At 72.6% G+C, this 12,160-nt stretch carries 10 protein-coding genes; 3 read left to right on the forward strand and 7 right to left on the reverse strand.

All coding sequences use genetic code 11. The features are described 5' to 3' along the window. Positions 1 to 80: 80 nt before the first annotated feature. The gene (locus AB0B58_RS27820; protein ID WP_360229479.1) at positions 81 to 512 is read right to left on the reverse strand and encodes a hypothetical protein; all 432 of its coding nucleotides are present in this window, start codon (positions 510 to 512) and stop codon (positions 81 to 83) included. A gap of 216 nt (positions 513 to 728) precedes the next feature. On the opposite strand from AB0B58_RS27820, the gene AB0B58_RS27825 reads away from it, so the two are divergent. After that, complete coding sequence (locus tag AB0B58_RS27825) at positions 729 to 2,141, forward strand: trehalose-6-phosphate synthase (RefSeq protein WP_360229481.1); 1,413 nt, start codon at positions 729 to 731, stop codon at positions 2,139 to 2,141. Here the strand turns inward: AB0B58_RS27825 and AB0B58_RS27830 are convergent. From AB0B58_RS27830 to cobC, 4 genes are read right to left on the reverse strand one after another with little or no spacing between them, the layout of a single operon-like run. Continuing rightward, entirely contained in the window at positions 2,138 to 2,512 is a 375-nt protein-coding gene (locus AB0B58_RS27830) for a VOC family protein (RefSeq protein ID WP_360229483.1), read from the reverse strand. The two genes, AB0B58_RS27825 and AB0B58_RS27830, sit on opposite strands and share 4 nt — an antisense overlap. Positions 2,513 to 2,540: 28 nt before the next feature. Continuing rightward, entirely contained in the window at positions 2,541 to 3,734 is a 1,194-nt protein-coding gene (gene cobA / locus AB0B58_RS27835) for a uroporphyrinogen-III C-methyltransferase (RefSeq protein WP_360229485.1), read from the reverse strand. Next, a complete protein-coding gene (cobT, locus tag AB0B58_RS27840; RefSeq protein ID WP_360229487.1) occupies positions 3,731 to 4,783 on the reverse strand; it encodes a nicotinate-nucleotide--dimethylbenzimidazole phosphoribosyltransferase in 1,053 nt (350 codons plus the stop codon). Before cobT ends, cobA begins: the two co-directional genes overlap by 4 nt. After that, the gene (gene cobC / locus AB0B58_RS27845; protein WP_360229489.1) at positions 4,780 to 5,850 is read right to left on the reverse strand and encodes an Rv2231c family pyridoxal phosphate-dependent protein CobC; all 1,071 of its coding nucleotides are present in this window, start codon (positions 5,848 to 5,850) and stop codon (positions 4,780 to 4,782) included. Before cobC ends, cobT begins: the two co-directional genes overlap by 4 nt. Positions 5,851 to 6,000: 150 nt before the next feature. On the opposite strand from cobC, the gene AB0B58_RS27850 reads away from it, so the two are divergent. Continuing rightward, positions 6,001 to 8,148, forward strand: a complete 2,148-nt coding sequence (locus AB0B58_RS27850) for a transglycosylase domain-containing protein (RefSeq protein WP_360229491.1) — start codon at positions 6,001 to 6,003, stop codon at positions 8,146 to 8,148. A gap of 143 nt (positions 8,149 to 8,291) precedes the next feature. Here the strand turns inward: AB0B58_RS27850 and AB0B58_RS27855 are convergent, their stop codons facing one another. Further along, positions 8,292 to 8,894, reverse strand: a complete 603-nt coding sequence (locus AB0B58_RS27855) for a TIGR03086 family metal-binding protein (protein ID WP_360229493.1) — start codon at positions 8,892 to 8,894, stop codon at positions 8,292 to 8,294. Positions 8,895 to 9,740: 846 nt separating this feature from the next. After that, positions 9,741 to 11,222: a cobyrinate a,c-diamide synthase gene (locus AB0B58_RS27860; RefSeq protein ID WP_360229495.1), complete on the reverse strand. Its 1,482-nt coding sequence runs from the start codon at positions 11,220 to 11,222 to the stop codon at positions 9,741 to 9,743. A gap of 111 nt (positions 11,223 to 11,333) precedes the next feature. On the opposite strand from AB0B58_RS27860, the gene AB0B58_RS27865 reads away from it, so the two are divergent. After that, positions 11,334 to 12,152 carry an SURF1 family protein gene (locus AB0B58_RS27865; RefSeq protein WP_360229497.1) on the forward strand — a complete coding sequence of 273 codons (819 nt, stop codon included), beginning with the start codon at positions 11,334 to 11,336 and terminating at the stop codon, positions 12,150 to 12,152. The last annotated feature ends 8 nt before the right edge of the window (positions 12,153 to 12,160 follow it).

Consider the following 12,160-nt stretch of genomic DNA (forward strand, 5'->3'; position numbering starts at 1 on the left):
GACGAGAGGTCAATCTTTCCAGGTCGCCCGCCGGCCACCTACAACAACCCCGTCGACGCCGCCAGGATTCCCCGGCGGGATCACTCGGGCGTGACCTTCCAGCTCTCCCGCACGCCGTTCTTGACGATCTCCAGCCGCTGGTCGTTGACGGAGAAGGTGTTCCCGTCGTCGGCGGTGGCGTGGTAGCCGTCGTCGTCCTTGACGACGTTCGCCAGGAAGAGCGCGGTCTCCCCCTCGATCCATTTCTTCTCGTAGCCACCACGGTTGGCCTGGTAGAACAGCCGTCCACCTTCGTCACTGCAGATCCACACCGTGGTACCGGTGTCGGCCGCGCGTACCTTCAGCACCTGGTTCAGGGTCGCGGAGTAGCCGAGCTTACGGGCGGTGACATGCATCTCGGGCGGGCACCTGACCGATGAAACGACCGGCTCGGTGGGTACGTAGGTGGCGGTGGGGTCGTCCGGCCCCCGCGGCGTCTCGTGGTGCGAGCCCAGGACCAGACCCGCCGACATCCCGATGATGCTCAGAAATACGGTGGCGATGACCACAGGAAAGAACAGCGGTCGACGCGGCGGTGGAAGATCGTCGGACAGGCTCACCGGCCAAGGATGGCACCCTCCTGCCAGAGGCGTTGCCGCGCGGCTGGAAGTTTGCTGGGCACGCCCCGACCGGCTACGCACAGTAGGCTCGTGAGCGGGAACCCAGAACGACCCGGAGGTGCACTCAGCGTGGCCGAACGAAGTTCCTTTGTTGTTGTCGCCAACCGCCTGCCCGTCGACGAGGTCATGGTCGACGGCGAGCGGCAGTGGCGTCCTAGCCCGGGTGGGCTCGTCACCGCCCTGCATCCGGTACTTGCCGAGCAGCGAGGCACGTGGATCGGCTGGGCCGGCGGCGCCGGGGAGGCGCCGGAGCCGTTCGAGCTCGAGGGCATCAAGATCCATCCGGTGCCGTTGAGCGCCGAGGAGCTCGAGCGCTACTACGAGGGCCAGTCGAACGCGACGATCTGGCCCCTCTACCACGATGCCGTCGAGACGCCCGTCTACAAGCGGCGCTGGCGCGAGGCGTACCGGATCGTCAACCAGCGTTTCGCGCAGGCCGCCGCCGACGTGGCCGCCGAGGGCGCCACCGTCTGGGTGCAGGACTACCAGCTGCAGCTGGTGCCGGCGATGCTCCGCGAGATGCGTCCCGACCTGCGGATCGGCTTCTTCCTGCACATCCCGTTCCCGCCGATCGAGCTCTTCATGCAGATGCCGTTCCGCGCCGAGATCCTGCGCGGGCTGCTCGGCGCGGACCTGGTCGGCTTCCAGCAGCGGCTGGCGGCGCAGAACTTCGTCCGGCTGGCCCGGCACCTGCTCGGCCTGCGCTACGAGGGCCAGTCGATCCAGGTGGACGGCCGCAAGGTCAAGGCCGGTGCGTTCCCGATCAGCATCGACACCGCGGACATGGAGCGGATGGCCGCCGACCCCGGGGTCCAGGCCCGCGCGAAGCAGATCCGCGCCGAGCTGGGCGACCCGGAGACGGTCATCCTCGGCGTCGACCGGCTGGACTACACCAAGGGCATCGAGCTGCGCCTCAAGGCGTTCCGCGAGCTGCTGGCCGACGGCAAGCTGGCGGTGCCGGAGGCCGTGATGGTGCAGGTCGCGACGCCGAGCCGGGAACGCGTCGAGCACTACCAGACGCTGCGGGTGAAGGTGGAGCGCGAGGTGGGCCGGATCAACGGCGAGTTCGGCCGGGTCGGCATGCCCGCGGTGCACTATCTGCACCAGTCCTACAGCCGGACCGAGCTCGCCGCGCTCTACCTCGCCGCCGACGTCATGATGGTCACGCCGCTGCGCGACGGCATGAACCTGGTCGCCAAGGAATACGTGGCCTGCCGGGCCAGCGGCGGCGGTGCGCTGGTGCTCAGCGAGTTCGCCGGCGCGGCGACCGAGCTGCGGCAGGCGTTCCTCTGCAACCCGCACGACCCGGACGGCGTCAAGGACGCGCTGCTGCGCGCCGTCGGCGCCGAGCCGTCCGAACTCAGGCGCCGGATGCGCGTCATGCAGCGGCACCTGCGCACCCACGACGTCGCGGAGTGGGCGCGCACGTTCCTCAACGAGCTCGGCGTGACGGACGCCGAGCCGGAGCCCGAGGCGAGCTAGAGGAAGAGGCAGAAGGGATGGCCGTCCGGGTCGAGATAGACCCGGACGTCCTCCTGCGGCTGGTAGTCGGCCTTGGCCGCCCCGGCCTTCTCCGCGTGGGCGCCCGCCCGCTCCAGCTCCTCGACGCGGATGTCAAGGTGGACGCTCATCTGCGGATCGCCGGGCCCGGCGGGCCAGACCGGTCGCACGTACGCGGGATCGGTCTGGAAGGAGAGGCCCGGGCCACCGTTGGGCGCGCCCAGCTTGACCCACCCGGGCTCGTCCTGGACGACGCTCCAGCCCAGCAGCCGCTGATAGAAGCCGGCGAGTTCCCTCGCGTCCGGGGAGTCGAGCACGATCCCGGACAATGTCATGTGCGGTCGCTCACTCATTTCAGTGGGTTACCCACCGGTCACACAACTATCCCAGCACCGCGACGACATCCCCGACCACCACGACCGCGGGCGGCCGGATGCCGGCCTCGGCGGCGGCGGCGGCCACCCCACCGAGGGTGCTGCGCAGCACCCGCTGGGAGTCGGTGGAGCCCTCCTGCACGATCGCGGCCGGGGTGTCGGCGGCCCGGCCCTCGGCGACGAGCCGGGCGGCGATCCTCGGCAGGTTCTTCAGGCCCATCAGGACGACAAGGGTGCCGCGCAGCCGGGCCAGCGCCGCCCAGTCGACCAAGGACTCCGGGCTCTCCGGCGGCACGTGCCCGGAGACGACCGTGAACTCGTGGGCCACCCCGCGATGGGTCACCGGGATGCCGGCCAGCGCCGGGGCGGCGATCGAACTGGTCACGCCCGGCACCACGGTCACCGGGATGCCCGCCTTCGCGCATGCGACGACCTCCTCGCCGCCACGGCCGAAGACGAACGGGTCGCCGCCCTTGAGCCGTACGACGAACGCGCCGGCCAGGGCCCGCTCGACGATGATGCGGTTGATCTCCTCCTGCGCCACCGAGGCGCCGTAGGGGATCTTGGCCGCGTCGACCAGCTCGACGTCGGGGCGCAGCTCGTCGAGCAGCATGCCCGGGGCGAGCCGGTCGGCGACCACGACGTCGGCGCGGGCGAGCAGGCGCCGGCCCTTGACCGTGATGAGCTCCGGGTCGCCCGGCCCGCTGCCGACCAGCGCGACGTGCCCCTTCAGCGACTCCCGCTGCCGCGGCGGGGTGGCCTCGAGGGCGGCGGCGATCTGGTCGCGTACCGCCAGGGCCCGCTTGCGGTCGCCGCCGTCGGTCACCGCCACCGTCACCTGGTCGTGCCGGGTCACGGCGGGGGTCCAGGCCGTCGCGGCGGCACGGTCGTCGGCGCGTACGCAGAACACGCCGCGCCGCTCGGCCGCCGTGCTGACCTCGGCAGCCGCCGCCGGATCGTCGACCGCCACCTGCACCAGCCAGGCGCCGTCCACGTCGGAGGCGGCGAACCGCCGCTCGTGCCAGGTCAGCCGTCCGGCCTCCGCGTGCGCCCGCAGCGCGGGAGTCAGCTCGGGGGCGACGACGTCGACCCGGGCGCCGGCCGCGAGCAGGGCCGGCATCCGCCGGGTCGCCACCGCGCCGCCGCCGACGACCAGCACCCGCCGTCCGTCCAGCTTGAGCGCCAAGGGGTAGAGGTTCACTTCTCCGAGACTCCCGCCGAGTCGAACGTGGCCACGTCGTGCAGCACCCGGACCGCGCCGGCGACGATCGGCAGGGCGAGCGCCGCGCCGGTACCCTCGCCGAGCCGCAGCCCCAGGTCGAGCAGCGGGGTGAGGCCGAGGTGGGCGAGGGCGACCGTCGCGCCGGGCTCGACCGACCGGTGCCCGGCGACCATCGCGGCGACGGCGTCGGGAGCGAACGCGGCGGCCACCACCGCGGCGGATCCGGCGATCACGCCGTCGACGATCACCGGAACCCGGCGCGCGGCGGCACCGAGGATGAAGCCGGCGAGCGCGGCGTGCTCGAGGCCGCCGACGGCCGCGAGGGCGGCGAGCGGCTCGGCCGGGTCGGGCGCGTGCCGGTCGAGGGCGGCCGCGATCACGGCGACCTTGCGGGCGTGCGTCTCGTCGTCGATGCCGGTGCCGCGGCCGGTGACCACGGCCGGGTCGGCGCCGGTGAACGCGGCGATCAGCGCCGCCGCCGGGGTGGTGTTGGCGATGCCCATGTCGCCGGTGAGCAGGCACTTCGCGCCGCCGTCGATAAGCGCGCCGGCCACCGAGATGCCCACCTCGAGGGCCGCCCGGGCCTCTTCGGTCGTCATCGCCGGCTCCACGCTGAGGTCGCGGGTGCCCCGCCGGATGTTCGCGTCGAGCAGATTCTCACCGCCGTGCAGCGGGATCGCGACGCCGACGTCCACCACCATCAGCGAGGCGCCGACCTGCCGGGCGAACGCGTTGATCACCGCGCCGCCGGCCACGAAGTTGGCCACCATCTGCGCGGTGACCTCCTGCGGCCAGGGGGTGACACCCTGCGCGTGCACGCCGTGGTCTCCGGCGAAGACGGCGATCGCACCCGGCTCCGGCAGCGGCGGCGGGCAGAAACCCGCCAGCCCGGCCAGGCGGACGGAAAGCTCCTCGAGTTCGCCCAGCGAACCCGCCGGCTTGGTCAGGCGGCCCTGCAGGTCGCGGGCGGCGGACATGGCCTGCTCATCGGCGGGCGCGATCGCGGCGAGGGTCGTCTCCAGGGTCACTGTCGCTCCTTCAGCACATCAACCAGTGTCGCGACAAACGCGTCAGTGGTGGCAGTGTCGCGCACCGCGATCCGCAGCCAATCGGCGCCCAGCCCCGGGAACGTGTCGCCGCGCCTCACCGCGTACCCGCGTTTGCGCAGCTCAAGGCGGACCTCGGCGGCACCCGCCACGCGCAGCGCGACGAACGCACTGGCCGGCGTGCCCACGACAGTGACGTCCGGCACGTCGGCGAGAGAGGCGACCAGATGGTCCCGTTCCCGGGCGAGCTCCGCGGCGATCTCCCGCTCCGCGGCGACGGCGACCGGCCCCGCGCAGGCGGTGGCGGCGGCGAGGGCCGGCGTCGAGACCGCCCAGAGCGGCTGTGCGGCGGCGAGCCGGGCCAGCAGGCCGGCCGGGCCGAGCACGTAGCCGATCCGCAGCCCGGCCAGCCCCCAGGTCTTGGTGAGGCTGCGCAGCACGATCAGGCCGGGAACGTCGCGGCGCCCGGCGAGCGACTCGGGTTCGCCCGCCTCCCCCGGCCGGAACGTCGTGTCGGCGAACGCCTCGTCGACGACCAGCACCCGGCCCGGGCGGGCCAGCGCGGCGACGTCGGCGGCCGGGTGCAGCACCGACGTCGGGTTGGTTGGGTTGCCGACGAAGACCAGGTCGGCGTCCTGCGGCACCAGCGCCGGGTCGAGCCGGAAGCCGTCGGTCTCGCGCAGCAGCACGCGCTCGACGGCGTGCCCGGCGTTGCGCAGCGCCGCCTCCGGCTCGGTGAACTGCGGATGCACCACGACCGGGCGCCGCGCGTCGCGCAGGGCCTGCGCGATCAGCACGAACGCCTGCGCCGCGCCGGCGGTGAGCAGCACCTCGCCCGGGTCGCGGCCGTGCCGCGCCGCGACGGCCGCGGTGGCCTCGGTGTGATCCGGGTACGCGGCCAGGTCCGCCAGCGCCGCGTGGATCGGGCCGGCCAGCCAGGACGGCATCGGCTGGCGGCGCACGTTGACCGCGAGGTCGACCAGCCCGGGTCCGACCTCGGCGTCGCCGTGATGGTGCAGGTCCCACTCGCCGGCCCCGGTCGCGTCCACCCGTCCGGGGACGTCAGGTCCTCCGGCGGCGTCACCATGAGGATGAAGGTCCACGGAAGGGGTCACACGACCCAGCATGCCGGACGTGATCCGCCGGAATACTTCGGCCGTTCCGTCAGGACATGAGCGGTTTTGTCATACCTTCGAGAAGTGACGAAGAGCGGACTCGCCAAAGCCGGACGGATCGCCCCGCTGGTCCGGGCCGGGCTCATCGCGGGGATCGCGGTCGCCGCTCTGATCTTCCCGCTGGTCGCGCTCGCCGGGGCCGCCGCCAAGGACGGCGCCGACGCGCTGCAGAGCATGCCGGAGGAGCTCATCGAGGTGCCCTCCGCCCAGACCACCTACGTGTACGCCAACGACGGCCGGACGCTGCTGACCACGTTCTATGAGGAGCATCGCCGGCCCGTCGCCATCGGGGAGATGTCGCCGTTCATCACGAAGGCCATCGTGGCGTCCGAAGACAGCCGCTTCTACGAGCACAACGGCGTCGACGCCAAGGGCGTCGCCCGGGCCTTCGTCGCGAACCAGCAGGCCGGCGGCGTCTCGCAGGGCGCCTCGACGCTGACCATGCAATACGTGCGGATGGCGCTGCGCGACGGCGCCAAGACCCCGATGCAGGCCCTCAAGGCGACCGAGCAGACCACGGCACGCAAGCTGCGGGAGATGCGGCTCGCGCTGGAGCTGGAGAAGCGGATCTCGAAGGCGGAGATCCTGGAGCGGTACCTCAACTCGGCGTACTTCGGGCACCGCGCGTACGGGATCTTCGCCGCCGCCGAGGTCTTCTTCTCCAAGGAGCCGAAGGACCTCACGCTGACCGAGGCGGCCCTGCTCGCCGGGGTGGTCAAGGCGCCGTCCGCGTACGACCCGGCGACCAACGACCAGACCTCGGCGACCGAACGCCGCAATTACGTCATCGACCAGATGGTCAAGATCGGCTCGATCAGCTCGGCACAGGCGGCCTCGGCCAAGAAGACCCGGATCGAACTGAGGCTGACCACCCCGCCGAACGACTGCGTCTCGGTGCCGAAGAAGCACAACGACTGGGGCTTCTTCTGCGACTACCTGCGCAACTGGTGGATGGAGCAGCCGGCGTTCGGCAAGACGTCACGGGACCGCCTGGAGAACCTGCGCCGCGGCGGCTACAAGATCGTCACCACCATCGACCCGAAGATCCAGCGCTCGGCGCTGGAGCACATCCTGGACAAGGAGAAGAAGCGGAGCGTCTACGCGCACGGCGAGGTCGTCATCGAACCCGGCACCGGCCGGATCAGGGCGATGGCGGTGAACCGCAAGTACTCGCTGAGCCAGAAGAAGAACGGCGAGCACAGCGACCGCCGGAAGCGCGACGACACCAAGGGCAACTACCCGAACACGGTCAACCCGCTGCTCGGCGGCGGTGACATGGCGGGCTACCAGGCCGGCTCGACCTTCAAGATCTTCACCCTGCTGGCGGCGCTGGACGAGGGCATGCCGCTGAGCACGGCCTTCCACGCCCCGAAGCGCTACGTGTCGAAATACATCACGGCGCCCGGCCCGGCGACCTGCGGACGGCACTGGTGCCCGAAGAACGCCAGCGCCTCGATGACCGGCCGGCAGAACATGTGGAGCGGCTTCGGCAAGTCCGTGAACACGTACTTCGTGCAACTCGAACAGAAGGTCGGCGCCGAGAAGGCGGTCCGGATGGCGGAGCGGCTCGGCCTGAAGTGGCGCACGGAGATCGACCGGACGCTGGCGGGCCCCGACCACGCCGACGGCTGGGGAGCATTCACGCTGGGCGTCAGCGACGTGACCCCGGTCGAGATGGCGAACGTCTTCGCCACGCTGGGCGCCGAGGGCAGATACTGCGAGCCGCTACCCGTCCGCATGATCAATACCCGGGACGGCAAGTCGCTCGAGTACGAGGGCAAGAAGGTCGCCGGCCCGCGCTGCCACCAGGCGCTGCGACCGGAGGTGGCGCAGGCCGCGACGGACGCGGCCCGCTGCGTGACGGGCTACGGCGCGGCGCGGGGCAGCTGCGGCGGCTGGGAGACCTCCCCCATGGTGCACGCGGTGATGAACAGGCCGGTGGCGGGCAAGAGCGGCACGACGGACAGCAACCGGAGCGCGTGGTTCTGCGGCTTCACGCCACAGCTGGCGGCGGCGGCCTTCGTGGCGGACCCCGACAACCCGGACAACACGGTGGGCACGAGCCGGGGCACGATCTCGAAGTACACGGTGGCGCAGACGCTGAAGGACGCGCTGAAGGGTAAGCCGAAGCTGAAGTTCACCCCGCCACCGGACGAGATGGTCCACGGCTGAGAACCGGGTCCGGCCATCGCGGTCGGCGTGCCGACCCACCGTCGGCGCCGACCCACCGTCAGATCCGACCCACCGTCAGATCCGAGCCGCGTTCAGCGCCGACCCGCCTTCAGCGCCAAGCCACCGTCAGGGCCAAGCCACCGTCAGTGTGCTGACGAGATCGGCCGCCAGTGTGGGTTGCGGCCGGCCAGGCCGACTGTCTGCTCGAGCAGATCGGCCTCGTCACCGACGTCCACGACCGGGCCGAACAGGCCGGGCGTGCCCTCCCGCGGGCCTTGGGACAGGAACTCGATCAGTTGCTCCAGGATCCGCGGATCAGCGGCATACTCCTGCCCGGTCGCCCGGGCCAGGTCCCAGCCATGCATGATCAACTCGTTGATCGCGACCGTGCCCATCGCCGCGGCCGGCATGGTGACGCCGCCCGCCCGGGCCGTGCCCTCCCACGCCGCCGGCGACCGCCACGCGATCGCCAGCTCCTCGAGGACGACCGGGAGCCGGCTGCGCCAGTGCGACGACAGATTGGCGGCCGACGGCCGGGGCGGCGGGGAATCGGCGCCGGGTGCCTCGGTCTTCTGCGCGGCCTGCGTGAACGCCCAGGAGAGCCCCGTCAGATGATCGAGCAGGTCGCCGACCGTCCAGTCGGGGCAAGGCGTCGGGGAGCTCAGGTGGTCGTCGGTCACGCCCAGCAGCAGGGCCCGGATCTGTCGGACCGGTGGGGAGAAATCCAGGGGGACACGATCGGCCACGGCGGTGCTCCCTTCTCGCGGAACCCCCTCACCGTACGGCCGGGGTGCGACATTTGCCGGACTCCGAGTGGGTCATCGCCGGGGCGGCCGGCCTCGTCGAGCGCCGCACCCGGAGTGCCTGCGCCCGGCGCACTCACCTGCGCAGGAATCCCGAGCCGGTTCATGCCGGCGCCGGGTGACCACTCTCCGCCACGGACGGATCGATCACCCACCTACGCTCGGCAGACCGGCGCGCGAGTATCCGTGCCAGGTCACACCAGCGCAGGGCCGTCCCGGCGCGATGCACGACCCTCCCCGCCAGGGCGATCAACGCCTCCCGGTCCACGCGCGGCGCAACGCACGGTCGACAACCTGGAGGACGTCGCAGGCCTTGCCCGCGGAGTCCCGCCTTGCTATGCAACGGTCCCGGCGCTCCCACGGTCCAAGCGGCCGCGGCGCTCCCACAGTCCAAGCGGTCCCGGCGCTCCCACAGTCCAAGCGGTCCCGGCGCTCCCACAGTCCAAGCGGTCCCGGCGCTCCCAAAGTCCAAACGGTCCCGGCGCTCCCACGGTCCAAGCGGTCCCGGCGGGTCCCGCGGGTCCGGCGCTTCCGCGGTCCAAGTGGTCCCGGCGCTTCCGCGGTCCAAGTGGTCCCGGCGCTCCCACGGTCCAAGCGGTCCAAGCGGTCCAAGCGGTCCAAGCGGTCCAAGCGGTCCAAGCGGTCCAAGCGGTCCAAGCGGTCCAAGCGGTCCAAGCGGGTCCCGGCGCTCTCGCGCTCCCAGCACTCCTAGCGGTCACCCGCTCCCGGAGCTCCCCGGTCGCGGCGGCTCGGTCAGCGGCGCCGGCCGGAGCGCTCGCCGCGCAAGCGTCAGGCCTGTGGCGGGGTGATCGCGGAGAGGGAGAGGGTCTGCTCGCCGGGATCGTCGCCCTCCGGCTGAGCGGAGCCCATGCCCGGCTGAGCGGGACCCATGCCCGGCGCGGGCGCCAGCGCGGCCGCGACCAGCCGGCGCGCGATCTCCGGCGCGCCCGCCCAATGCAGCCCGAGCTGCGACGCATGCACCTGCCGCCACACGAAGCCCTCCGGATTCCCGCCCGCCCAGGTCCACGCCGGTACCTGCCCGGCTCGCGGCGCGACGATCGCCCGGTGCTGCTTGTAGCCGGTGATCCGCGCCCCGGCCGGGGCGAGCGCGGACGTCGCCGGGGCGGTCGCCTCGCGGTAGCCCGCGATCGTCATCCCCGCGGTCTGCGCCGACACGTCCAGCACGCCGCACATCGGGCGGCCGTCGAAGTCGCGGCCCAGCCACGGCAGGCCGACGCCCTCGGCGATGACCGGGCGGCCCTCGTGGGCCAGCTGGCTCACCGCCGCGCACAGGCGGCGGTTCGCGGAGAGCTCCTCCGCGTAGCCCTCGGGCAGCGCGGCGCCGATCATCAGCGCCCGGGTGCCCGCCGGCAGCGTCTCGTCGCGCAACGGGTCGACGATCGCCACGTCCGCGCCCGCGGCTGTGAGCAACTCCACCGCCTCCACGTACGTGTATGCGGCTCCCGGTCCGCCGGCCAGCGCGATGACCGGCCGGGTCTCGGGCGGAACCGGGGGCTCACCGGCCCCGTCGGCCAGCGCCTCGATCGGCGACCAGGCCTGGCCGGGCAGCGGCGGCGCCCCGTCGGCCAGCGCCAGGATGCGGTCGACGTCGAGGGCACCCGCGACGGCCTCGCCGAGCCGGCGCACCGCGCGGACGGCCTCCACGCTGCGGTGCGCGACCGGCACCGAGCCCTGCGCGCGGGCCGGCAGCACGGCGGGGAGGTCGCCGCGGCGCAGCGCCCCGAGCACCGGCATGCCGATGTCGTCCAGCGCCGTCCGGAGCATCTCCTCGTGCCGCGGCGAGGCGACCCGGTTCAGGATGACGCCACCGAGGTGCACCATCTCGTCGAACATCCGGAACCCGTGCACCAGCGCCGCCAGCGAGTGGCCCATCGCCGCCACGTCGACCACCAGGATCACCGGCGCGCGGAGGGCGGCGGCGACTGCGGCCGTACCGTCGATCTCGGGTTGTCCGGTCAGGCTGTCGAACAGGCCCATCGCGCCCTCGATGACCGCGACCTGCGACCCGGCCGCGCCGTGCGCGAAGAGCGGAGCGATTCGCTGGGCGCCGACCAGGCGCGGGTCCAGGTTGCGACCCGGACGGCCCGCGGCCAGGCCCAGATAGGCGGCGTCGGTGTGGTCGGGTCCGACCTTGAAGCCTGCGGCCGGGACTCCCCGCGCGCTGCAGGCGGCGAGCAGGCCGACCGCGATCGCGGTCTTGCCGTGTCCCGACGAGGGTGCGCTCACCACCAGGCGCGAGTGGGCGGACATCATGGCTCCCTCGGGGATACGGAAATCAGCGACGACATGATATTGACCGTCGGACATCGCACCCTACCTGCCAGACGCGAGCCGCCGACGGGAGCCGGGTAGCCTCTGATCGTGTACCGGTTCCTGCTCACGCCCCGCTGGCTGGCCGGCGCGGCGCTCACCGTGGCCGCGTCGGTGGTCATGGTGCTGCTCGGCAACTGGCAGATGCATCGGTACCAGGAGCGCAGCGAGATCAACACCCGCATCGACGCGGCCGACTCCGTGCCGGCGGTTCCGCTGACGTCCGTGCTGGCAAGGCCGACCGCGGTCGGCACGCCGGGCGCCTACCCCGGCAAGGACGCGGCCTGGACGAAGGTCACGGTCACCGGACGGTACGACCCGGCGCACGAGATCCAGGCGCGCGGCCGGACGGTCGACGGGGCGGTCGGCTTCGAGATCGTCACGCCCCTGTTGCTGGCCGACGGCACCGCCGTGCTGGTCGACCGGGGCTGGGTCCCGTCGGCGAAGGGCGACGCCGTCTCGGCGCCCGTGGCATCGGCCCCGCCGACGGGCGAGGTGACGGTCGTCGGCCAGGTGCACCTGTCGGAGAGCCGCCCGGCGCCGATCGAGCACCGCGACGGCCGGATCGACACCCGGCGAATCTCGGTGCCCAAGCTGGCCAAGGAGCTGCCGTTCCCCGTGTACGGGGCATACGTGCTGCTCAGCGACCCGGCGCCGGGCTTCGCGGGCATCCCGATCGACCACGAGGACTCGTGGCAGAACGGCGGGTACGCGGTCCAGTGGTGGCTGTTCGCCGTGATGGCGCTGCTGGCGTACGGGTGGCAGGCGCGCAAGGAGGCGAAGGGCGACACGCCGAAGAAGCGCGTGGACCGGGTGGAGGCCGCGGACCGGGGGCTGACGACCGTTCCCAGCGCGCGACGGCCCGACTAGGGTTTGTC

This window comes from Actinoplanes sp. NPDC049118, assembly GCF_040648555.1.
Classification (GTDB): Bacteria; Actinomycetota; Actinomycetes; order Mycobacteriales; family Micromonosporaceae; genus Actinoplanes.

Excerpts from the sequence above, each read along its gene's own strand:
- AB0B58_RS27820 (WP_360229479.1), bottom strand. The coding sequence starts at position 512 with ATGTCGGCGGGTCTGGTCCTGGGCTCGCACCACGAGACGCCGCGGGGG.
- AB0B58_RS27830 (WP_360229483.1), bottom strand. The coding sequence starts at position 2,512 with ATGAGTGAGCGACCGCACATGACATTGTCCGGGATCGTGCTCGACTCC.
- AB0B58_RS27860 (WP_360229495.1), bottom strand. The coding sequence starts at position 11,222 with ATGTCCGCCCACTCGCGCCTGGTGGTGAGCGCACCCTCGTCGGGACAC.